At 73.7% G+C, this 22,310-nt stretch carries 22 protein-coding genes; 18 read left to right on the forward strand and 4 right to left on the reverse strand.

Going from position 1 to position 22,310, the window contains the following annotated elements; genetic code table 11:
• Positions 1–113: 113 nt before the first annotated feature.
• From ACPCK6_RS19070 to ACPCK6_RS19110, 9 genes are all read left to right on the forward strand, one after another.
• Positions 114–551 carry a DUF2563 family protein gene (locus ACPCK6_RS19070; RefSeq protein WP_396882797.1) on the forward strand — a complete coding sequence of 146 codons (438 nt, stop codon included), beginning with the start codon at positions 114–116 and terminating at the stop codon, positions 549–551.
• Between the two features lie 14 nt (positions 552–565).
• Complete coding sequence (locus ACPCK6_RS19075; RefSeq protein WP_396882796.1) at positions 566–2,062, forward strand: hypothetical protein; 1,497 nt, start codon at positions 566–568, stop codon at positions 2,060–2,062.
• Between the two features lie 10 nt (positions 2,063–2,072).
• The gene (gene mycP, locus ACPCK6_RS19080) at positions 2,073–3,515 is read left to right on the forward strand and encodes a type VII secretion-associated serine protease mycosin (protein WP_423481792.1); all 1,443 of its coding nucleotides are present in this window, start codon (positions 2,073–2,075) and stop codon (positions 3,513–3,515) included.
• 304 nt (positions 3,516–3,819) lie between these two features.
• Positions 3,820–4,539 carry a TIGR03936 family radical SAM-associated protein gene (locus ACPCK6_RS19085; protein ID WP_135241611.1) on the forward strand — a complete coding sequence of 240 codons (720 nt, stop codon included), beginning with the start codon at positions 3,820–3,822 and terminating at the stop codon, positions 4,537–4,539.
• A 130-nt stretch (positions 4,540–4,669) separates the two neighbouring features.
• Entirely contained in the window at positions 4,670–8,002 is a 3,333-nt protein-coding gene (locus ACPCK6_RS19090; RefSeq protein WP_423481793.1) for an Rne/Rng family ribonuclease, read from the forward strand.
• 294 nt (positions 8,003–8,296) lie between these two features.
• Positions 8,297–8,611 carry a 50S ribosomal protein L21 gene (rplU, locus tag ACPCK6_RS19095; RefSeq protein ID WP_018787289.1) on the forward strand — a complete coding sequence of 105 codons (315 nt, stop codon included), beginning with the start codon at positions 8,297–8,299 and terminating at the stop codon, positions 8,609–8,611.
• Positions 8,612–8,622: 11 nt separating this feature from the next.
• Positions 8,623–8,877 (forward strand): 50S ribosomal protein L27, encoded by a 255-nt coding sequence (gene rpmA, locus ACPCK6_RS19100; RefSeq protein WP_013288010.1) that lies wholly within the window; start codon positions 8,623–8,625, stop codon positions 8,875–8,877.
• 90 nt (positions 8,878–8,967) lie between these two features.
• Positions 8,968–10,419 carry a GTPase ObgE gene (obgE, locus tag ACPCK6_RS19105; RefSeq protein WP_423481794.1) on the forward strand — a complete coding sequence of 484 codons (1,452 nt, stop codon included), beginning with the start codon at positions 8,968–8,970 and terminating at the stop codon, positions 10,417–10,419.
• A gap of 59 nt (positions 10,420–10,478) precedes the next feature.
• Entirely contained in the window at positions 10,479–10,928 is a 450-nt protein-coding gene (locus ACPCK6_RS19110) for a GNAT family N-acetyltransferase (protein ID WP_194802374.1), read from the forward strand.
• A 98-nt stretch (positions 10,929–11,026) separates the two neighbouring features.
• Here the strand turns inward: ACPCK6_RS19110 and ACPCK6_RS19115 are convergent, their stop codons facing one another.
• Positions 11,027–11,491 carry a DUF4383 domain-containing protein gene (locus tag ACPCK6_RS19115; RefSeq protein ID WP_396882815.1) on the reverse strand — a complete coding sequence of 155 codons (465 nt, stop codon included), beginning with the start codon at positions 11,489–11,491 and terminating at the stop codon, positions 11,027–11,029.
• 207 nt (positions 11,492–11,698) lie between these two features.
• Here ACPCK6_RS19115 and ACPCK6_RS19120 point away from each other — a divergent pair, with 207 nt between their 5' ends.
• Genes ACPCK6_RS19120 through ACPCK6_RS19130 form a run of 3 tightly spaced genes read left to right on the forward strand, consistent with a single transcriptional unit; the run spans position 11,699 to position 13,603 of the window.
• On the forward strand, positions 11,699–12,484 hold the full coding sequence (locus tag ACPCK6_RS19120) for a hypothetical protein (RefSeq protein WP_423481795.1): 786 nt from the start codon (positions 11,699–11,701) through the stop codon (positions 12,482–12,484).
• 31 nt (positions 12,485–12,515) lie between these two features.
• A complete protein-coding gene (locus ACPCK6_RS19125; protein WP_018787295.1) occupies positions 12,516–12,968 on the forward strand; it encodes a phage holin family protein in 453 nt (150 codons plus the stop codon).
• Entirely contained in the window at positions 12,965–13,603 is a 639-nt protein-coding gene (locus ACPCK6_RS19130) for a DUF3618 domain-containing protein (protein ID WP_423481796.1), read from the forward strand. The genes ACPCK6_RS19125 and ACPCK6_RS19130 overlap by 4 nt, the downstream gene beginning before the upstream one ends.
• Before the next feature lie 65 nt (positions 13,604–13,668).
• On the opposite strand, the gene ACPCK6_RS19135 is transcribed toward ACPCK6_RS19130, so the two are convergent.
• Positions 13,669–14,754 carry a glycosyltransferase family 2 protein gene (locus ACPCK6_RS19135; RefSeq protein WP_423481797.1) on the reverse strand — a complete coding sequence of 362 codons (1,086 nt, stop codon included), beginning with the start codon at positions 14,752–14,754 and terminating at the stop codon, positions 13,669–13,671.
• A gap of 115 nt (positions 14,755–14,869) precedes the next feature.
• Complete coding sequence (locus ACPCK6_RS19140; RefSeq protein WP_423481798.1) at positions 14,870–16,153, reverse strand: cytochrome P450; 1,284 nt, start codon at positions 16,151–16,153, stop codon at positions 14,870–14,872.
• A 238-nt stretch (positions 16,154–16,391) separates the two neighbouring features.
• Here ACPCK6_RS19140 and ACPCK6_RS19145 point away from each other — a divergent pair, with 238 nt between their 5' ends.
• Positions 16,392–16,778 (forward strand): hypothetical protein, encoded by a 387-nt coding sequence (locus tag ACPCK6_RS19145; protein WP_318335332.1) that lies wholly within the window; start codon positions 16,392–16,394, stop codon positions 16,776–16,778.
• A 7-nt stretch (positions 16,779–16,785) separates the two neighbouring features.
• On the opposite strand, the gene ACPCK6_RS19150 is transcribed toward ACPCK6_RS19145, so the two are convergent.
• A complete protein-coding gene (locus tag ACPCK6_RS19150) occupies positions 16,786–17,004 on the reverse strand; it encodes a DUF397 domain-containing protein (RefSeq protein ID WP_013287999.1) in 219 nt (72 codons plus the stop codon).
• 66 nt (positions 17,005–17,070) lie between these two features.
• Between ACPCK6_RS19150 and pepN the strand changes: the two genes are divergently transcribed.
• The 5 genes from pepN (at position 17,071) to ACPCK6_RS19175 (ending at position 22,310) form a co-directional block, all read left to right on the forward strand.
• Positions 17,071–19,587: an aminopeptidase N gene (gene pepN, locus ACPCK6_RS19155; RefSeq protein ID WP_423481799.1), complete on the forward strand. Its 2,517-nt coding sequence runs from the start codon at positions 17,071–17,073 to the stop codon at positions 19,585–19,587.
• 82 nt (positions 19,588–19,669) lie between these two features.
• Complete coding sequence (nadD, locus tag ACPCK6_RS19160; RefSeq protein WP_013475510.1) at positions 19,670–20,266, forward strand: nicotinate-nucleotide adenylyltransferase; 597 nt, start codon at positions 19,670–19,672, stop codon at positions 20,264–20,266.
• Between the two features lie 110 nt (positions 20,267–20,376).
• Complete coding sequence (gene rsfS / locus ACPCK6_RS19165; protein WP_013287996.1) at positions 20,377–20,781, forward strand: ribosome silencing factor; 405 nt, start codon at positions 20,377–20,379, stop codon at positions 20,779–20,781.
• A complete protein-coding gene (locus ACPCK6_RS19170) occupies positions 20,778–21,407 on the forward strand; it encodes a histidine phosphatase family protein (RefSeq protein ID WP_423481800.1) in 630 nt (209 codons plus the stop codon). Before rsfS ends, ACPCK6_RS19170 begins: the two co-directional genes overlap by 4 nt.
• A gap of 48 nt (positions 21,408–21,455) precedes the next feature.
• Positions 21,456–22,310: a DegV family protein gene (locus ACPCK6_RS19175; RefSeq protein WP_396882784.1), complete on the forward strand. Its 855-nt coding sequence runs from the start codon at positions 21,456–21,458 to the stop codon at positions 22,308–22,310.

Here is a 22,310-nt window from a genome sequence, read left to right on the forward strand (position 1 = left end):
TCGTCTCCGGTGACTGCCGCGGTACGCGGGGTGGGGGTGCCCGGACTGGTCCATCCTCGATACGCTGCGTCCGTAATGGACCGGCCGGGCCGGTAGCGGGGAGGACAGGCAGCATGGGCATCAATCCGCCGGACACCGGCGATCTGCACGTCAGCGTCGAGGACCTGGATGCGGCGGCCGAGTACATCGAGCGCCTCAAGCAGTACGTCGAGGACACCATCTCCTGGGAGATGGAGCGCATCAAGGAGAACATGAAGGGCGACAGCAACAGCCCGCAGATCATGTCCAACGGCACGCCGTTCGGCGCGTTCGCCGACGCCCGGCTGCAGTGGCAGGCGCTGGAACGCTCCACGGCCAACATGGAGGCCCACCTCAAGGGCCTCTCCGCCAAGCTGGCCGGCCTGAAGAAGGGCACCGAGGACATCGCCAAGGCGTTCCGCGACGCCGAGGAGCGCAACGCCGCGAACGGCAAGGACATCGAACGGCTGCTGGAGGCCGCTGCTACGCCGCCCGGCGGCGCCGAGCCGCCCACCTACCCGTACCCGGCCTGAGAGAGGAGACGGTCATGGCTGGAGCCACCTGGGAACGCTGTGTCCGCGAGGTGACGCTGTCGGCGGATCCGTACACCGTCGGCCTGGTCGGCTCGGGGTGGAGCAACCTCTCCACCGGTCTCGGCCACCTGCGCGACTCCCTCGTCGGCCGGTCGTTCGTCGGCCCGATCGCGGCCGGTCAGGAGCGCCCGCACACCGGCGGCCTGCCCGGGATGCTCGCCGGCTGGAAGGGCAGCGGCGGCGACGCGTACCGCGAGCACCTGTCCGAGATCGGCAAGGACATCGAGGACCTCATCACGCACGCCAGCAACGTCAGTGGCGCGCTGTCGCGGATCGAGGGTGACATCCGCAAGACGGTGGCGAGCATCCCGATCCCGCTGATGGACAACTTCGGCTGGAACGAGTGGAGTCTGCCCGGCGGCACCGAGCTGGACGACGCCCGCGACGGGGAGAGCCAGTCCGGCTTCCTCGCCGCGCTGCGCAGCGACTACCAGGGCAACCAGTCCTTGTACGCCGACGGCGCGTTCCGCGACAAGGCCGACGACCTGGAAGCCACCATGAAGATCGACGGCAACGCCAGCGACCAGAAGCGTGGCGGCTGGTGGGACACCAAGTCGCACCTCGACAACTGGTACAACGACAACCAGAAGGCGGCCAACGCGGCGATGGCGCCGTTGCCGGCCGCGGTCGAGGCCGAGCGCCCCAAGCTGGCCGTACCCCAACACAAGGACGACTTCGGCGACGGCTACCGGGGCGACCCGCGTGTTCCCCCGTCGGGCGTACCCGGTGGTGGCCTGCCCGGCGGCGGCGCACCCGGCGGCGGTATGCCCGGTGGTGGCATGCCCGGTGGCGGCCCGATGCCGTCCATCGGCAGCACCGGCATCGGTGGTGGCACGCCCGGTGGCGGCTCGTACACGCCGCCCCCGGGTGGTCCCGGCGGCGGCCTGCCGGGCGGCGGCTCCTACACCCCGCCGACCACCGGGGGGATCCCCGAGCTCGGTGGCGCCCCCGGCTCGGGCACACCGGAGTACGGCAGCGGTCTGGCCGGCGCGGGCGGGCCCGGCACGGTCACCGCCGGTGGGCCGGGCACGCTCGGCCTCGGGGCCGGCGGCGTCGGCGGTGGCGCGGGTGGACTGAGCGCCGGTGGCGGCGGCTTCGGCGGCGGTGGCGCCGGCCTGGGCTCGGCCGGTGGGATCGGCGGCGGTGGGATCGGCGCGGCCGGCGGCATGGCCATGGGCGGCCTGCCCGGCATGGTCGGCGGCGGTAACGGCAAGGTTCCGCCGCTGACCAGCGCGGCCAGCGCGCTGAAGGCCGCGGCCGCGGCGGGACCGGGCGGCGCGGCCGGTACGCGTGGCGGGATGGCCGGCGCCGGAATGATGGGCGGCGGAATGATGGGCGGTCACGGCGGTGCCGGTCACGGCGGCGACGCGGCAGGGCACTCGTCATGGTTGACTGAGGACGACGATCCGTGGGGTACCGGTGACGGTGCGTCCCCGGGCATCCTGCGATGAGGACGGACGGATGAAGGTGCACGTCGGCGCGCTCCGGCCGGTGGCGGCCGGTCTGCTTGCCGGACTGATGCTGCTGGGCGCCGCCCAGCCGGCGGTCGCCGCTCCGCGTCGCGCCGAGCAGTGGTATCTGGACGAGCTGCGGATCGACCGGGCGCACCAGATCTCCACCGGCCGGGGCGTCGTCGTGGGCGTGGTGGACACCGGCGTCGACGCGGGGCACCCCGACATGCGGGGCCAGTTGCTGGCCGGGGGAAGCACCCGTGATTCCGGCGACGGGCGGCGCGACCCGGACGGTCACGGCACCCACATGGCGGGGATCATCGCGGCCAACGGGACCGGGGTGGTGGGCATCGCGCCCGACGCCCGGATCCTGCCCATCCGGAAGCCCGCCGGCGACGCGTTCACCTCGGACGACTCCGCGCGGGGCATCCGGATGGCTGTCGACGGCGGGGCGAAGGTGCTCAACCTGTCGTACGGCGGTGCCGGAGCCGTGGAGGAGGTCGAGGCGGCCGCGATCCGGTACGCGCTGGAGCGCGACGTGGTCGTGGTGGCCGCCGCAGGTAACGCCCGGCAGGCCGGCCCGGACGTCACCTCACCCGCCAAGATCCCCGGCGTGATCGCGGTGACCGGCACGGTCCGGGGCGGGGGCTTCTGGTCCGGATCGGCCTCCGGGCCGGAGGCGGTGATCGCCGCGCCCGGTGACGAGGTCTACAACATCGGACCGGACCGGGGCTACGGCTGGGGTGACGGCACCTCCGACGCCGCCGCCGTCGTCTCCGGCGTCGCGGCGCTGATCCGGTCGAAGTACCCGAAGCTCTCCGCGCCCGACGTGATCAACCGGATCATCCGTACCGCCCGGGACGCCGGCCCGCCCGGCCGCGATCCGCGGTTCGGCTTCGGCCGGATCGACCCGGTGGCGGCACTCACCGCCGACGTACCGGGAGTGTCGGCGAACCCGCTGCTCGGGGCCGCCGCGCCGAGCGCGTCGGCGCCACCGGCCGCCGCCGAGGACGACAACTTCGACGTGACGAAGTACGGCGACCGGGGCGGTCCCACCGACCAGCAGGTGATGGTCATCGGTATCGGCATCGCCGTGGTGCTCGTGGTGCTGCTGGCGCTCGTGGCGTTCCTGATCTGGAACCGCCGCCGTCACCGGCGTGAACTGGCCCGGGCGGGCACGGTCCCGGACGAGGAACTGGACCGGCTGAACGGTCAGGGTCCACCGGTCCCCGCCGGTCACGCGGCCGCCCCGCCGCCCGGCTACGGCGCACCCGGCGGCTACCCGCAGCCCGGCGCGCACCCCCACCAGGGCGGGTATCCCCAGCAGGGCGGATACCCGCAGCCGGGGGCGTACCCGCCGCCGGGCGAGGGCGCCTACCCGCCCCAGGGGCAGGCCCACCACGCCCCACCCGGTCAGAGCCCCTACGCCCCACCCGGCGACAACCGCTCCTGACCCACCCACCCACCCAGCCCGCCCTCGGCCCGACGATCATGAAGTTGGCGGCACATTCGGAGATCGACTTCGCCGCTAACTTCATGATCAGCGGGGCGAGGGCGGGGGCGGGGCGGGGCGGGGGTGGGGGCGGGCGAGGGGTGGGGTTTGGGTGGGTTTGGGGTGGGTGGGGTGGCCCCGGGTGTGGGGCGTGGCGGGCGCTGCGTCAGGATGAGACCGATACGCAGGCACAGCCGAGGAGCTCACGATCGCCAGAAAGCCTCAACCCGAGGGCGGCCAGGCCCCCGTCGTCCAGCGGGTCCGTATCCGGTACGCCAAGCGTGGGCCGCTGCGGTTCACCTCGCACCGGGACTTCGCCCGAGCCTTCGAGCGCGCGCTGCGCCGGGCCGGCGTGCCGATCGCCTTCTCCCAGGGGTTCACCCCGCACCCGAAGATCTCGTACGCCTCGGCCGCCCCGACGGGTGTGGCGAGTGAGGCCGAGTACCTGGAGATCGGGCTCCGCGAGCCGGTCGACCCGGCGAAGCTGCGCGAAGCCCTCGACGGTGCCCTCTCGCCCGGACTCGACGTACTCGACGCGGTGGAGGCCACCGGCGGCAGTCTGGCCGACCGGATCGAGGCGTCGTACTGGCGCATCGAGTTGCCCGAGGTCGACCCGAAGGTGCTCGCGCAGGCGGTGGCGGCCTTCACCGCCGCCGACGAGATCCAGGTCGAGCGGATGACCAAGCAGGGACGGCGTACGTTCGACGCCCGAGCGGCAGTGGTATCCATCGATGTGATGGCTCCGGCTGAGACGCCTTCCGGGGCGGCGGCCGTACCGTGTGCGATACTCGAACTGGTCGTGCGGCAGGTCACCCCGTCCGTTCGGCCCGATGACGTCCTGTCCGGCCTCCGCGCGGTGGCCGCCCTGGAGCCGCCGGTCACCCCGAAGGTGATCCGGCTGGCGCAGGGCACGCTGACCGCGCAGGGCGAGATCGTCGATCCGTTGGAAGCGGATCGCGACGGGGCAACCATCGGAGAGCGCTGACCGTCGGTCAACGCTCTGGCAGGCAGACTTCGGCGGTCGCGCGTTTGCGCGCCCGGCGGAAACACCTTTGCGGCAACCCTGCGTGGCAGCGCTCACCCGCGCCCGGGGCGGCCAGAACTGGAGAACGTCCATGCTCGAGAACGAGCCCGAGGGCGGCGAACGGACCGGCGCAGAGCCGGCCGGGACGACCGCCGACAGTGCCACCACCTCCGGCAGCGCCGCGAGCGCGACCCCGGCCGGTGCCGAGGGAGCCACCACGGAAGGCACCGTGGAGGGCGTCGCCGAGACCAAGCCGCCGGCCCGTAAGCGGGCCAGCCGCCGCAAGGCCGCTCCGCTGAACCAGCCGGAGCAGACCGACGCGCCGGTCGAGGCGTCCACCACGGTGACCGGCAGCGGCGAGTCGCCGCAGGCCGAGGTGTTCGCACCGATTGCCGGTGAGTTGGACACCGCGCCCAAGACCACCCGCCGGCGTCGTAAGGCGACGCCGGCGAAGGCGGTCGAGGAACCGGTGGCCGCGGCCGGGGTGGAGGCCGCCTCGGAGGAGGTCGTGCCGCCGGTCAAGGTGACCCGGATCCGTCGCCGCAAGGCCACGCCGGCTGCCGAGACCGTCGCCCCGGACGAGACCGCCGCCGCGGGGCAGGCGCCCGCGGACGGCGTGATCGACGGGCCGGTGTCCGCGCCCGGTGGCGATCTGATCGCCGAGGGACGCGCCGACATCGACGGCGGCGAAGCAACCGCCCCGGGCGGGACCGCCACCGAGGAGACCGCCGGTACCGCCGCCGGGACCGGCGGGCGGACCCGCAGCGGTCGGCGCGCCGCCAAGACCACCGCCGCCGGCGAGAAGACCACCAGCGGGAGCCGGGCCGCCGCCGGTACGGCGAGCATCGGCGCCGTTGAGAGCACCGTCGAGGACGTCGAGGACGAGGACGCCGAGAGCGAGACCGGCGGGACCGTCGAGGACGCGGGCGCCGCTGCCGCGCGTACCCAGGAGGCCGACCTGGCCCGCAGCGGCGGCCCGGCGGACGCGACGGGCGTCGTGTCGACGGGCGCCGCCGTGCCGCGCGTGGCCGAGGAGCCGGCCGAGACGCCGCCGCCCACCAGCCGCCGCCGTCGAGCCGCGCTCTCCGCGCCGACAGTCCTGTTCATGGCGCCGCAGCCCGACGAGGCGCCGGCCGTCCAGGTGACGTACCCGGCGGCGGAGGAGCCGATCGAGGAGGCGGTCGAGACCGGCCGGCGCCGCCGTCGCGGCCGCCGTGAGGTCGAGACGGTCGAGGCCGAAGTCGAGCCGGAGGTCGCCGAGGAGGAGTCCGCCGCCGAGGCCGAGGAGGCCGTCGAGGGGGACGAGGACGACGAGACGGCCGCGGGCCGCCGTCGCCGTCGCCGGGGCCGCCGGGGTCGTGGCCGGGGCAAGGGCGGCGCGGACGAGGCCGACGACGAGGACGGCGAGGAGCCCGTCGCGGCCGAGACCGCCGAGGGTGAGGCCGAGGAGTCCGCGGAGGACGAGGAGGCCGAGGGCGAGGGGATGACCCGCCGCCGTCGCCGTCGTCGCCGCCGGGGCGCCGGGGAGGCGGACACCGCCGCCGAGGACGGTGTGCCGACCGTCGTCAAGATCCGTGAGCCGCGCAAGCCGGTCGACGAGGTGCAGGGTGTCTCCGGCTCGACCCGGCTGGAGGCCAAGCGGCAGCGCCGCCGGGACGGCCGCGAGCAGCGGCGTACCCGCCCGCCGATCCTCAGCGAGTCGGAGTTCCTGGCCCGCCGCGAGGCGGTGGACCGGGTGATGGTGGTCCGCCAGCGCGGCGACCGCACCCAGATCGCCGTGCTCGAGGACGGCGTGCTCGTGGAGCACTACGTCACGCGGAACTCGTCCGGCACCATGGCCGGCAACGTGTACCTGGGCAAGGTCCAGAACGTCCTGCCGAGCATGGAGGCGGCCTTCGTCGACATCGGGCGGGGGCGCAACGCGGTCCTGTACGCCGGTGAGGTCAACTGGGACGCCACCGGCCTGGAGGGCCGGGCCCGCTCGATCGAGCAGGCGCTGCGCTCCGGCGACTCGGTGCTGGTGCAGGTGACCAAGGATCCGATCGGGCACAAGGGTGCGCGGCTGACCAGCCACATCGCGCTCTCCGGCCGGCACCTGGTCTACGTGCCGAACGGCAACGCCTCCGGGATCAGCCGCAAGCTGCCCGACACCGAGCGCAAGCGGCTGCGGGACGTGCTGAAGAAGCTGGTGCCGGACGGCGCCGGGGTGATCGTCCGGACCGCGGCCGAAGGCGCCAGCGAGGACGAACTGGCGCGTGACGTCAAGCGGCTCCAGGCGCAGTGGGAGGACATTCAGGCCAAGGCGACCGAGGGCGGCGCCCCGGTGCTGCTCTACGAGGAGCCGGACCTGGTCATCCGCGTGGTCCGGGATCTCTTCAACGAGGACTTCCGCGAGCTTGTCATCGAGGGTGAGCCGGCGTACGACCTGGTCGAGTCGTACCTGTCGCACGTGTCGCCGGACCTGGTGGCGCGGCTGCGCCGGCACGCCGGGGTGGCGGACGTGTTCGCCGAGTACCGGATCGACGAGCAGATCCTCAAGGGGCTGGACCGGAAGGTCTTCCTCCCGTCGGGCGGCTCGTTGGTGATCGACCGCACCGAGGCGATGACCGTCGTCGACGTCAACACCGGCAAGTACACCGGCTCCGGGGGCAACCTGGAGGAGACGGTCACCCGCAACAACCTGGAGGCGGCCGAGGAGATCGTGCGCCAGCTGCGGCTGCGTGACCTCGGCGGCATCGTGGTGATCGACTTCATCGACATGGTCCTGGAGTCGAACCGGGAGCTGGTGCTGCGCCGGCTCACCGAGTGCCTCGGCCGGGACCGCACCAAGCACCAGGTCACCGAGATCACCTCGCTCGGCCTGGTGCAGATGACCCGTAAGCGCATCGGCGCGGGCCTGCTGGAGGCGTTCAGCGAGACCTGCGAGTGCTGCAAGGGCCGGGGCGTGATCATCCACACCGAGCCGGTGCCGGAGAAGCCGCGCGGCGGGGCGGGGGAGAAGGTCAAGGCGGTCGCCTCGGCTGTCACCGCGCCGGCCGAGGAGAAGAGCGGCCGGCGCCGGGGCCGCAAGGCCGCCGCGGAGAAGCCCGCCGTGGAGGCCGCGCCGGAGCCCTCAGCCGAGCAGCCGCAGGCCGCCCCCGAGGCGCCGGCCGCCGTCGTGCCGCCGGTCGCCCCGGAGCGGACCGTCGCCGAGGTGGTCGAGACCGACGACGACTACTACGACACCCAGGGCTACGACCTGTCCCGGTTCGAGACGGACACGCCGGCCGCCCCGGCCGTGGCGGACAGCCAGGAGGGCGACTCGGCCCGGCTGGCCGCCGCCGACGACCCGGACGCGATCGGTGACGGCGACAACGACGACGACAGCGGCGCCCCGCGTCGCCGGGCGCGCCGTGGTGGCGCCCGGCGGCGTACCCGGCCGTGAGGCTCTGACCTGCTCGAACAGAACCCCTGAATCCGCACGCTATGGGTGGGTTCAGGGGTTCTGTCGTGTCCGTCGGCCGCCGGGAGGACGCGGACCGCGGGCCCGGTTTGGGGGGCGGGCCGGGTATGGCGTACGCTTGCCTGCGGCGCACTTTGGTGTGCCGAGTTCCCGCGTGCCCGCGCTGCCGGTGTCACGGCTCCCGGCGAGACGCCGTGGGAACGACCGCGAACGGTGTGACAGCCGACTGCGGTGGAATAGACGCCAGTAGCCTCAACGACAGGGAGTCCGCCTCCGATGTACGCGATCGTCAAGACCGGCGGCAAGCAGTACAAGGTCGCCGAGGGCGACGTGATCGAGGTCGAGAAGCTCGCCGGTGCCCCCGGCGACGCGGTGAAGCTCACCGCGGTGCTCCTCGTCGACGGTGACGACCTGGTGACCGACGCGGCGAAGCTCGCCAAGGTCGCGGTGTCCGGCGAGATCGCCGCGCACACCAAGGGCCCGAAGATCCGGATCCACAAGTTCAAGAACAAGACCGGCTACCACAAGCGCCAGGGTCACCGCCAGCCGCTGACCCAGGTCAAGGTGACCGGCATCTCCAGCGGGAAGTAGGTCGTCCTCCAATGGCTCACAAAAAGGGTGCGTCCAGCTCGCGTAACGGCCGTGACTCCGCGGCCCAGCGACTCGGCGTGAAGCGCTTCGGTGGTCAGGTCGTCAGCGCGGGTGAGATCCTCATCCGTCAGCGTGGCACCAAGTTCCACCCCGGTGACCTGGTCGGCCGTGGCGGCGACGACACGCTGTTCGCGCTGGCCGCCGGTTCGGTGCAGTTCGGCACCAAGCGCGGTCGCAAGACCGTCAGCATCGTGCCGCAGCAGTAGTTCTGAAAGCGTTGCGGGCCGCGGACCTCGAGTCCCGGCCCGCTTCGCTTTTTCACGCGCGGGGCGGACCCCGCTGGAAGGATTGGCGTCGTGACGACGTTCGTTGACCGGGTCGTCCTGCACATGCAGGCCGGCGACGGCGGGCACGGCTGTGTCTCGATCCACCGGGAGAAGTTCAAGCCGTTCGGCGGGCCGGACGGCGGCAACGGCGGCCACGGCGGCAGCGTGTCGCTGGTGGTCGACCCGCAGGTCACCACACTGCTCGACTTCCACTTCCGGCCGCACCTGAAGGCCGAGAACGGCAAGGGCGGCGCCGGCTCGAACCGGGACGGCGCCAACGGCCGCGACCTGCTCATCAAGGTCCCGAACGGCACCGTCGTGCAGAGCCTCGACGGCGAGGTGCTGGCCGACCTGGTCGGCGTCGGCACCACGTTCGAGGCGGCCCGGGGCGGCCGGGGCGGGCGCGGCAACGCCTCACTGGCGAACGCCCGCCGCAAGGCGCCCGGCTTCGCGGAGCTGGGTGAGCCCGGCGACCGGCTCGACGTCGTGCTGGAGCTCAAGAGCGTCGCCGACGTGGGCCTGGTCGGCTTCCCGTCCGCCGGCAAGTCCTCGCTGATCTCGGTGATCTCCGCGGCCAAGCCGAAGATCGCCGACTACCCGTTCACCACGCTGGTGCCCAACCTGGGCGTGGTCCGGGTCGACAACCACACCTTCACCGTCGCCGACGTACCCGGCCTGATCCCGGGTGCGGCCAGCGGCAAGGGCCTGGGCCTGGAGTTCCTCCGCCACGTCGAGCGCTGCGCCGTGCTGGTGCACGTGATCGACACCGCGACGCTGGAGCCCGGCCGCGACCCGCTCGCCGACATCGACGCCATCGAGGCCGAGCTGTCCCAGTACGGTGGGCTCGCCGACCGGCCCCGGCTGGTCGCGCTCAACAAGGTCGACGTGCCGGACGGCAAGGACCTCGCCGACATCGTCCGCCCCGACCTGGAGGCCCGCGGCCTGCGGGTCTTCGACGTCTCCACCGCCACCCGCGAGGGTCTGCGCGAACTGATGTACGCGATGGCGGAGCTGGTCGACCAGGGCCGCCGCGCCGCCCCGCCCGCCGAGCCGACCCGGATCGTGATCCGCCCGAAGGCGGTCGACGACGCCGGCTTCACCATTGAGGCCGAGCCGGACGGCTCGTACACGGTGCGCGGCAGCCGGCCGGAGCGCTGGGTCAAGCAGACCAACTTCGACAACGACGAGGCGGTGGGCTACCTGGCCGACCGGCTGGCCCGCCTCGGCGTCGAGGAGAAGCTCGCCAAGGCCGGCGCGCAGGCCGGTGACCTGGTGCGCATCGGCGACCGGGAGTTCGACTGGCAGCCGACGCTCTACGCCGGCGTCGACTTCGTACCCGGTAACCGGGGCACCGACGTGCGGCTCGAGGAGAAGTCGAACCGCCCGTCGGCGTCCGACCGGCTGGCGGCCCGCAAGGCCCGCCGGGTCCGGCCGGAGGACGAGGTCGAGGCCGCGCCCGCGGCGGAAGCGGACGCCGAGTAGCCGTTCCCGGGTCGGTGGCGGGAAACCTGCGCGAAATCCGGCCGATCTAGCGTACGGGCATGTTGATCGAGTCCCGTCCCGCCACCGATCCGGAGATCGCCGCGCTCGTCGTCGCCCAGCAGCGTGAGCTGCGCGACGCGGACGGCGGGCTGGACGGGCAGGTCACCGTCGTGCACACCGACATCCACTACCTGGCCGCCGTGGTGGGCGGCCGGGCGGTCGGCTGCGGTGGGCTCCAGGCGCTCGACGCCGAGACCGGCGAGCTGAAGCGGATGTACGTGCGGCCGGCGTACCGGGGGCGGGGCATCGCCCGGCAGCTGCTGGTGGCGCTGGAGGAACTGGCGTTCCGGCACGGGCACCGCACCGTGTGCCTGGAGACGGGCACCTACCTGCCGGCCGCGATCGCGCTCTACCGATCAAGCGGTTACGAGCCGATCCCGGTGTACGGCGAGTACGTGGACAACCCGTACAGCGTCTGCTTCGCCAAGCGGCTGCCGGTGGCGGCCTGACGCTCGCACACCATCGCCGGTCCTTCTCGGCCCGCTCGCGCCTGCCCTCCGGCCCGGCGCCGGGCCGGGGCACCCGCGTACCGGGGTGTCTCGCCTGGTCAGGGGCGGTCGAAGGGTGCCTCCACCCGGGTACCGGTGCCGAGGTTGTTGTTGAGCAGGAGGCCGGCGGCGAGCATGCCGAACCCGAGGGCCAGGTGCAGCCAGTTGTCGGCGTCGTTCACCGGCACGAAGTTGACCGAGGTGTCCCTGTCGATGGCGAAGCCGTACAGCCACAGCACCAGGTAGAGCGCGCCGCCGCCGGCCAGGAAGACCCGCGCGCCGCCCAGCCGCCGGGCCATCACCAGACCGACCAGCCCGAACAGCAGGTGCAGCAGGTTGTGCAGCACCGACACCTGGAACACCCCGAGCAGTTTCGCCTCGGAGTGGTGCCCGGCGAAGGTCATCTCGCCGTAGTGCGTGGTGATGCCGGGAATGAAGCCGAGCACGCCGATGAGCGCGAACAGGGCCGCCGCCGCGAGGGCGACCTTCTGCACCGCAGGCCGGGCGGGTGCGTGTTCGCGCACGTCACGTGCCATCCCTGTCACCCCCGTGGACCTCGCCGCCGCCCGGGCGGGCGGGCACCTCATTGTCTGACCGGAGTGGGGCGCTCCCGCAGAGAATTCACGAATCAGGCATGGACCCGCCGACCTCGGGTAGGTCGATTGTCATGCGGAAACAATCCGCGTACCCCCCGGAGACACCCGCTGGGAAACACGAGCGGAAGGGACACCATGACTCAGGATCTTTCCCCCAGTTCGGCCACGTACCAGTCGACGAACGGTGGTGGCGGCGTACGTGACCAGGCCCGCCAGGTCGGCTCCGACGCCGCGAGCGCGGGCGGCGCCGTCGCGCAGACCGCCAAGGAGCAGGGCCGGGAGGTGGTGGGCGAGGCCAGGCGGCAGGCCCGCGACCTCTACGGCGAGACCCGCAGCCAGGTCACCGCCCAGGCCGGTCAGCAGCAGCAGCGCGCCGCCAGCGGACTGCGTTCGCTCGCCGACGAGATGCGCACCATGGCGCAGCAGGGCGGCGGCTCCGGGCCGGTCACCGAGCTGGCCCACCAGGCGGCCGAGCGGGTGCACGGCGTGGCCGGCTGGCTGGAGCAGCGCGAGCCGGGTGACCTGCTCAACGAGGTGAAGAGCTACGCCCGCCGCAACCCGGGCACGTTCCTCGTCGGCGCGGCGCTGCTCGGCGTGGTCGCCGGGCGGCTCACCCGCAACATCACCGCGCTCGGCGACGGCAGCGCGGCGCGGCCGGCGTACGACCCGGACCGCACCGCCGTCATCCCGACCGCGCGTGAGGTGCCGGACCAGGTGCCGCCGGGCGGCTACCTCGACCCGACGCCGGGCAGCTACGCCGAGCCGGACCCGGGCTACTCCGCGCCGGGCGCGACCTACCCGGGTGGCGGCGCCCCGAACACCTGGGCCGACCCGGCGGGTGGCACCGGTCAGCCGCTGCCGCCGCCGGAGCGTACCGACCCGCTGCCGGGTGTCCCGTCGACCGGCGCTCACCGCCCGTGACCGGGCGTACCGGCGGAAGGGAGGCGACGGCATGACCGTACCCACGCAGGACCCCGGCTATCAGGCGGCGGGTGCCCCGCCCCACGCCGACGAGGTGCGCGGCAGCTCGCTCGGCGACCTGATGCGCCAGGTCACCACTGACCTGTCCACGCTGATGCGCCAGGAGGTCGAGCTGGCGAAGGCGGAGATCCGCCAGGAGGGCAAGAAGGCGGGCAAGGCCGCCGGACTGTTCGGCGGCGCCGGCTTCGGCGGCTACATGGTGGCGCTGTTCGTCTCGATCGCGATCTGGCAGTTCCTCGACAACGTCATGGACTCCGGGCTGGCCGCGCTGATCGTGGCCGTCATCTGGGCCGCTGTCGCGGCGGTCCTGTACTCGATGGGCAAGAAGAACGCCGAGCGGATCCGCGGCCTGAAGCAGACGAACGACAGCGTGCAGCGCATCCCCGACGCGCTCAAGCCGCACCCGGAGGGAGTCACCCGATGAGCACCGATCCCGAGCAGATCCGCCGCGAGATCGAAGCCACCCGCAACAACCTCAGCTCGGATGTGGACGCCCTGGCGTACAAGGTCAGCCCGAGCCGCATCGTCGACGACCGCAAGCAGCGCGTCCGCAGCGCGCTGACGAACGTGAAGGACAAGGTGATGGGAACCGCTTCGGACCTCGGCCACAGCACCGGCCACGCCGCCCACTCGGTGGGCGACCACGCCTCCTCGATGGCGTCCACCGTGGGCGACAAGGCGCAGTCCGCCGCCGCCACGGTGAGCGACGCCGCGCACCGGGCGCCGCAGGTGGTGCGGCGCAAGTCCGAGGGCAACCCGATCGCCGCCGGGGTGATCGCCTTCGGTGTCGGCATGCTGGTCTCCTCGCTGATCCCGGCCACCCGCCGCGAGCAGCAGGTCGCCGCGCAGGTCAAGGAGAAGGCCGCCGAGCACGGCGGGGTGGTGAAGGAGAAGCTGGGCGAGGTCGCCGGTGAGCTGAAGGACGAGTTGCGCGAGCCGGCGCAGCACGCCGCCGAGTCGGTGAAGGCCACCGCGCAGGACGCCGCGTACGCGGTCAAGGACGACGGCCGCGCCGCCGCCCAGGACGTCCGGCACAGCGCCGAGCAGGTGCGGTCCTGACGGTCCGCGCCCTCGGTAAGGAAGGGCCCCTTCTTATCGCCCAGGCGATAAGAAGGGGCCCTTCCTTACACCTCGGCGCGCAGCGGCGGGGGCACCGCCCCGGTCTCCACCCAGAGCACCAGATCGTCGGGGCGGTGGCGCGCCATCCGCCGGCGCAGGACCCCCGTGGGGTGGGCCGCCGTCCGCAGCCGGCCGCCCGCGTAGGGCACCCCGCCACGCAGCCGCCGGCCCACCGCCAGCCAGGCGCACAGGCCGCGTTCCAGCACCCAGACGGGCGCGGCCAGGCTGGTGTGCGCCGGGAAGACCCGGGCACCGCCGGCCCGTCGCCGGCCCAGCTCCGCCACGGCCACCGTCGCCAGTCCGGCGCGCAGCAGCAAGCCGGGCCGGCGGGTGGCGAGCGCGACGGCCGTCGCCGGCAGCACCGCCAGCGCGGCCAGCAACCACACCGGCCGGGCCGTCTCGTCGTACGCCTGCCGGACGCGCTGCCCGAGGAAGTGCGCGACGGAGGGCGGGAGCCGCCGCACGTACAGCCACGCCGGGGTGGCGGTGCTGCCGCCGTACGCGCGCACGGTCCGGAACAGCTCCAGGTTCTCGAAGAGCACGTCGGGGTCGTAGCCGCCCATCGCCAGGAACGTGCTCCGCCGCACCCCGAGCGTGCCCGGCCAGTCGCCGCCGAACACGCGGGCCAGCAACGTCCGGCCGGTGTCCCACCAGGCGTGCCAGGGCAGCGGGTCCAGGTGGTTCTGCGGCCGGACCAGGTCCACCCCGTCCAGCAGTTGGTGCACCGCCAACAGGGCCGCCCGGTCGTACCGGACGTCGTCGTCGGCGATCACCACGTGCTCGTGCCGGGCCAGCGCGACGCCGGTGAGCACGCCGAGCACCTTGCCGTTGCGCCCGCGCAGCGCCGGGTCCGGCGGCACGTGCCGGACCAGCCCGCGCCAGGCGTCGGCGTGCCGGGCGAACAGCTCCGGCGCCGATCCGTCGACCACCACCACGTCGACCCACCGGCTCAGCTCCCGCAGGTACCCGGTCAGCTCGTCCAGGCCGCCGTCGTCGGGGGCGCGCAGCGGCAGGACGTACGCCATCGGCAGCCGGACCGGCGCGGACGCCGTGCCCTCGTCGCGTGGCGGCGTGGCGGTCGGTCGGGTCATGTCGTCTCCCTCGTGCCGGGTGACGCGACTTGCCCGGAATGCAGCTGCTGAAACTGTTTCGGGCGGACTGTGTCGGGTAGCGAAGCCGGCGAGGTCGATCCCGGCCTGGCCCGGTTCAGCGCAGCGGGCGTACCCCACCGGCCGGGCGTGCGCCGTCGGCCGGGCGTACCCCGTCGAGCACCAGCCCGCCGGGCGGCAACGCCGGCATGGCGCCGAGGTCGAGCGCCAGATCCTGCGGCGGTACGCGGTAGCTCATCGCGCCGGTCAGGTTCGTCACCGCCCGCTTCATCAGCTCGATCGTGATCCACTCACCGGCGCAGCGGTGGCCGGTGAAGTGGTCGCCGCCGCCCTGCGGGACCAGGCCGAACGGGTCGTCGCGCCAGCCGGCGAAGCGTTCCGGCCGGAACCGTTCCGGCTCCGGCCACACGTCGGGGTGGTGGTTGGTGCCGTACAGGTCGAGCAGTACCCGCCGGCCCTGCGGGAACGCGTAGCCGCGCCACTGGAACGAGCGTCGGACCCGGGCCGCGGCGACCGGGAAGAACGGGTAGTAGCGGCGTACCTCCTGCACGAACTGCTCGGTCGCGGCGTCGTCGCCCGGCAGCCGGTCCCGCCAGTGCGGGTGGTCGTGCAGCGCCAGCGCGGCGAAGACCACGTACCGGTCCACCGCGACGGTGGGGCGCAGCACGTTCAGCAGCTCCACAGCGGCGATCCGGCGGGGCAGCGGCAGCCCTCGTTCGTCCCGGTGCCCGGCCACCACCGCCAGCGCGCTGCCCTCCGGGGCGGGTACCGCGCCCGCGCGTACCCGCTCGATCAGCTCGCCGGCCCAGCGTTGCGCGTGCCGGCGGCCGAGCCGCCCGCGCCAGTGCCGGGGGCCCACCGCGGCAGGCGCCTCGATCATGGCGTGCATCTCGGCGGTGCGGCGCGGCACGTCGGCCTCGGCCAGCGGCACCCCGGCCCAGGCCCAGACCGTACGGGTCAGGATCTTTCCCACCTCGTCGTAGAGCACCACCGGGCCGCTGCCCGCCCAGTCGGGGATCCGGGCCCGCCACTGCTCGTCGAAGATCTCCCCGAGGCGGTGGATCGCGGCCGGCGTCATGATCGACATGAACATCGCCTTGCGGACCCGGTGGGCCTGCCCGTCGAGGCCCTGCACGCCGCCGACGCCGGTGAGCGTGCGCTGCCCGCGCATCGGCATGGCGCCGCGCCGGACGAACCGCTCCTCGTCGTAGAACAGCTCGGCGGCCTCCCGGCCGCGCAGGCAGATCGTCGGCTCCAGCAGCAGCCGGGTCTGGAAGACGTCGCTGCCGAGGCGGTCGCAGCGGGAGCCGACGAAGCGGTATCCCTCCCGGAGGAACGCCAGCGTGCTGTCCGGGCTCCGGTCGCTCGGCATGGTGCTCATCTCGGCTGCTCCTGACGCGGTTCGGCGGCGCTGCCTACCTACCCGGGCCGGCGCGGCCGAACCCTCCATTCCAGCAGCTCCGGCCCCGTGGGGGAGGGGCCGGCCACGCGGGCGGGCGCTGGCCCCTCCCCGGGCGCGGAGAAGCTGGTTTCCTCGGGTTCGCGGACCGGCGGCGACCGGCCCGCCGCCCGCCGGCGCGACGCCCGGCGGGCGTCATCGACGACGGGGGAGGGCACCGATGCGTGACGACAGGGCGGCACGACGGCACCGCGAGGCACCGGCCCGGCTGCGCGGCGACGGCCGCGACGGGCCGCTGATCGGCACGCCCCGGCGCGCCGCCGCCCGCCCGCCGCGCCACTTCACCGTGCACCTGGGCTTCGCCGCCGCCGATCCGGCCGTCGCGCGGGAGCACGCCGTGGCGTACGCCGAAGCACTCGGCCTGCTCCGCCCGGAGCTGGCGCTCGGTGCGGCGGCGCTGTCCCCGGCGGACGCCTGGCACCGCGCCGAGCGGTTGTTCTGCGACGCCGCCGGGCCAGACGGCGAGCGCTGCGCCGACGTGGCCGGTCACCCCGGCTTCCACCACGCGCCCGGCCCAGGTGGGCTCGGCTGGGGCGACGGTGACTGAGGTGCGCTCAGTCCAGGTCGAACTCGCCGTCCTGGGCGCCCGCGACGAACGCGTCCCACTCGGCCTGGGTGAAGACCAGCACCGGCCCGTCCGGCTCGGCGGAGTTGCGCATACCGATCAGGTCGTCGACGAAGGCCACTTCGACCGCTCCCTCCGAGGTGTCGCCCTCAGCCCGCTGCCAAACCGCCCGGGAGAGGTCGAAATCGCCCTTGGGGTGCTGACCCATCGCTGTTCCTCCATCGCCATGCGTAACGAGACGGCCCGAGCGGACCTCATCGGGCAGGATAAGCGGATGCCGAGCCTCACCCGTGCAGAGGCGACCGCGCGCCGCGCGTCGATCACCGTCGAGTCCTACGATGTGGACCTCGACCTGACCGGCGACGCCGAGCGGTTCCGCTCCGCCGTCACCATCCGGTTCCGGGCCACCCCCGGCGCTGAGACCTTCGTCGACGTCAAGCCGCGCCGACTCCTCGCCGCCCGCCTCAACGGCAACGACCTCGACCCGGCCCTGCTCGCCGGCGACCGGTTGCCGCTGACCGGCCTGGCCGAGGACAACACGCTCACCGTCGAGGCCGAGATGGCCTACTCCAACACCGGCGAGGGGCTGCACCGTTTCGTCGACCCGGCCGACGGCGAGACCTACCTCTACGCGATGTCCTTCCTGGACGACGGGCCGCGCCTCTTCGCCGCGTTCGACCAGCCCGACCTGAAGGCGCCGGTGACGCTGACCGTCACCGCGCCGCCGGAGTGGACCGTCGCCGCCAACGGGCCGCTCGCCGACCGGCCCGCGCCCGGGCGCTGGGAGTTCGCCACCACCGAGCCGCTCGCGACCTACTTCGTCTCGCTGATCGCCGGGCCCTGGCACGTGCTGCACGCCGAGCACGACGGCATCCCGCTCGGCCTCTACTGCCGACGTTCGCTCGCCGCCCACCTGGACGCCGACGCCGAGGAGATCTTCACCGTCACCCGGCAGTGCTTCGACCGTTTCCACGAGCTGTTCGCCGAGCGCTACCCGTTCGGCAAGTACGACCAGGCGTTCGTGCCCGAGTTCAACGCCGGCGCGATGGAGAACCCGGGCCTGGTCACGATCCGCGACGACTACGTCTTCCGCTCCGCCGTCACGGACACCCAGCGGGAGTTGCGCGCCACCACCATCGCGCACGAGATGGCGCACATGTGGTTCGGCGACCTGGTCACCATGAGCTGGTGGGACGACCTCTGGCTCAACGAGTCCTTCGCCGAATACCTCGGCACCCGGGTCACCGCCGAGGCGACCCGGTTCGACCGGGCGTGGACCACGTTCGCCAGCCGCCGCAAGGCGTGGGGCTACACCGCCGACCAGCGTCCCTCCACCCACCCGGTGGCGCCGGAGGAGGTCGCAGACGCCGCCCAGGCGCTGCTGAACTTCGACGGCATCTCGTACGCCAAGGGCGCCAGCGTGCTGCGCCAGCTCGTCGCCTGGCTCGGTGACGAGGCGTTCCTGGCCGGGCTGAACGCGCACTTCGCCGCGCACCGCTTCGGCAACGCGACGCTCGCCGACCTGCTGGCCGCCCTGGGTACGGCGAGCGGCCGCGACCTGGACGGCTGGGCGGAACGCTGGCTGCGCCGCGCGCAGGTGAACACGCTGCGGGTCGACACCGCCATGGACGCCGACGGGCGGTGGACCGACGTGGCGATCGTGCAGACCGCCCCGGCGAGCCACCCGGTGCTGCGGCCGCACCGCATCGGGGTGGCCCACCACAGCGCCGACGGCCCGGCGTACCGGTTCGAGGTCGACCTCGACCCCGACGCCGACGGCGGCCGGACGCCGCTGCCCGAGCTGGTCGGACGGCCCGCCACCGGGCTCGTGCTGCCGAACGCCGGTGACCTGACGTTCGCCAAGATCCGCCTCGACCCGGCCTCGGCGGACGCCGTGCCGCTGCTGCTGCCGGGGCTCGACGACTCGCTGGCCCGGGCGCTGCTCTGGGCCGAGACGCTGGACGCGGTCACCGACGGGGAGCGGCCGGCCGGCGTGCTCGCCGGGCTGATCGCGGCGGCGCTGCCCGCCGAGACCGAGGTGACGATCGTCGAGGATGTGCTGCTGCTCAGCCGGCGGCTGATCGACCGCTACCTCGACCCGCTCGCCCGGGACGCGGCGCTGCTGCGGGTGGCGACCGCCTGCGGGGCGTTGCTCGACTCGGCACCCGCTGGCGGCTCCCTGCAACTGGCGGCGGCGCGGGGCCTGATCGGCGCCACCACCGACACGGCCATGCTGACCGGCTGGCTCGCCGGCAAGGACGTGCCCCCGGGCCTGGCGGTCGACGCCGACCTGCGCTGGGCGGTGCTGCGCCGGCTCGTGGTGCTCGGCGCGGCCGGTGCGCCGGAGATCGACGCCGAGGCCGACGGCGACCGCAGCGCCACGGGCGCCGAGCAGGCCGCCGCGTGCCGGGCCGCGCTGCCCGACGCCGACGCGAAGCGGGCAGCGTGGGAGATCGTCACGCGTAGCACCGAGTTGTCGAACCGTCTCGTCGAGGCGACCGCCGAGGGCTTCTGGCAGCCCGAGCAGGCCGAGCTGACCGCCGGGTACGTGGAGCGCTACTTCACCGACATGCCGGCGGCGGCGCGGCTGCGTACCGCGTGGGTGGCCGACGCGGTCACCGTGGCCGCGTACCCCCGCTACGCCGTGTCGCAACCCACCCGGGAGATGGCCGCGGCGCTGCTGGACCGCGACGACCTCACGCCCGGCCTGCGGCGATGGGTGACCGACCTGGACGACGACATGCGCCGGGCGCTGGTGGCCCGGACGGCGGTGGCGGCCGCGTCGGCCTGACCGGGGCACGCCGGGCGGGGCCTCCCGCCCGGCGTGGCCGACCCCGCCCGGGCCCGCCCGCCGCGCGGCCTACGATCGCGGGGTGGAGGAAGACATCCGGCGGGTCGGCATCATGGGTGGCACGTTCGACCCGATCCACCACGGGCACCTGGTGGCGGCGAGTGAGGTGGCCGACCGGTTCGGCCTGGACGAGGTCGTGTTCGTGCCGACCGGGCAACCGTGGCAGAAGGCGGAGGAAGCGGTCACCCCGGCCGAGGACCGCTACCTCATGACGGTGATCGCCACCGCCTCCAACCCGCGTTTCCAGGTGAGCCGGGTCGACATCGACCGCGGCGGCCCCACCTACACCGTCGACACGCTGCGCGACCTGCACGCCGAGTACGGCCCGAAGGCCCAACTGTTCTTCATCACCGGCGCGGACGCCCTGGAGCGCATCCTCTCCTGGAAGGACCTGGACGAGGCGCTCGAACTGGCCCACTTCATCGGTGTGACCCGGCCCGGGTTCGAACTCACCGACAAGCATCTGCCGGCCGACTCGGTGAGCCTCGTGCAGGTGCCCGCGATGGCGATCTCCTCGACGGACTGCCGCGCGCGGGTCGCCCGGGGCGAGCCGGTGTGGTACCTGGTGCCCGACGGTGTGGTGCAGTACATCGCGAAACGACGTCTTTACCAGCGGTGATTCGCCCCCGTGTGTCCCGGTTCATGCCTGAAATCGACCAGAACTGACAAGTCGCCACACCGCCGGGTGTGAGACGCTTGGAGGGTCGCACTGTTGATCGAAGGAGAACGGTGACAGTTTCCGAACGCGCGCACGAGCTGGCGATGGCCGCCGCCCAGGCCGCGGCCGACAAGAAGGCACAGGACATCGTCATCATCGACGTGGGCGACCAGCTCGCGATCACCGACGCGTTCCTGCTGGCCGCCGCTCCGAACGAGCGTCAGGTGCTCGCCATCGTCGACGCCATCGAGGAGCGCCTGCTGGAGTTGCCGGAGAAGGCCAAGCCGGTGCGCCGCGAGGGCGAGCGGGGCGGCCGCTGGGTGCTGCTCGACTACGTCGACATCGTGGTCCACGTCCAGCACACCGAGGAGCGCGAGTTCTACGCCCTCGACCGGCTCTGGAAGGACTGCCCGCAGATCCCGTTCACCGATCGCGACCTGGCCGACTCGGCCGCCGGCACCGCCACCGCCGAATGACCCGCCTGATCGTCTGGCGGCACGGCAACACCGACTGGAACGCCGGAAGCCGCGTCCAGGGCCAGACCGACGTGCCGCTCAACGACCTCGGCCGGGAACAGGCGCGCGCCGCCGCGCCGGTGCTGGCCGCGCTGCGCCCCGACGCGATCGTCGCCAGTGACCTGCGCCGGGCCGCCGACACCGCCGCCGCGCTCGCGGCGCTGACCGGGCTGCCGGTCCGCTCCGACGCCCGGCTGCGCGAACGGCACTTCGGCCAGTGGCAGGGCCTCACCCTGACCGAGGCGGCCGAGCGGTTCCCCGACGAGTACGCCCGCTGGCGGGCCGGGGACCCGGACCCCGGCGCCGGCATCGAGCCCCTCGGTGACCTGGGCGCCCGGCTCGGCGCCGGGTTCCAGGACGCGGCCGACCTCGCCGTCGGCGGCACCGTCGTGGTGACCACCCACGGCGGCGGTGCCCGGCAGGGCGTCGGGCACCTGCTCGGCTGGGACCACACGGTGCTGCGCGGCCTCGGCGCCCTGGCGAACTGCCACTGGACCGAACTGCGCCACGACGACGTGCGGGGCTGGCACCTGCGCGCGTACAACGTCGGCCTGATCACCCAGCCGGCGCTCACCGACGCGGTCTGACACCTCCGGCCCCGGCACGTCACAGCGCCATCGGCTAGCGTGCCGGTCATGCCCGTCGCGGTCGTCACCGACTCCACCGCCTACCTGCCCCCCGACCTGGTCCGCGCACGCGGGCTCACCGTCGTCCCGCTCACAGTCGTCCTCAACGGCGCGGAAGGGCTGGAGGGCATCGAGACCTCCCCGGCCGACGCCACCCGCGCGCTGAGCGGCCGGCGGGTCTCGGTGAGCACGTCCCGGCCCGCGCCCGAACAGTTCGCGCAGGTCTACCGCACGCTGCTCGCCGAGGGCGCCGACGGCGTGGTGTCGGTGCACCTGTCCGCCGAGCTGTCCGGCACCGTCGAGGCCGCCCGGCTCGCCGCCGCCGAGGTCGGCGACGACCGGGTCACCGTCGTGGACAGCCGATCCACAGGCATGGGCCTCGGCTTCCCGGCGCTCGCCGCCGCCGCGGCCGCCGCGCGGGGCGACGACCTGACCGGGGTACGCGACGCGGCGCTCGACGCGGTCGCCCGGACCACCATCTACTTCTACGTCGACACGCTGGAGTTCCTGCGCCGGGGTGGCCGGATCAACGCGGCCGAGGCACTGCTCGGCACCGCCCTCTCGGTCAAGCCGATCATGCACATGCCTGATGGCGCGATCGTGGTCAAGGACAAGGTCCGTACCGCCAGCCGGGGCGTGGCACGCCTGGTCGACCTCGCCGTCGAGGCGGCCGGCGACGCCCAGGTGGACCTCGCCGTGCACCACCTCGCCGCGCCGCAACGGGCCGAGCAGTTGCTGACGGCGCTGACCGAACGGCTGGGCGACCGCCTGCACGACACGTACGTCACCGAGGCCGGAGCGGTGGTCGCGGCGCACGCCGGACCGGGGCTGGCATGCGTGGTGGTGCACCGCCGCACGCCCTAG

Origin of the sequence: Micromonospora sp. AB353 (assembly GCF_049538395.1) — a bacterium.
In the GTDB taxonomy this organism is placed as follows: Bacteria; Actinomycetota; Actinomycetes; order Mycobacteriales; family Micromonosporaceae; genus Micromonospora; species Micromonospora aurantiaca.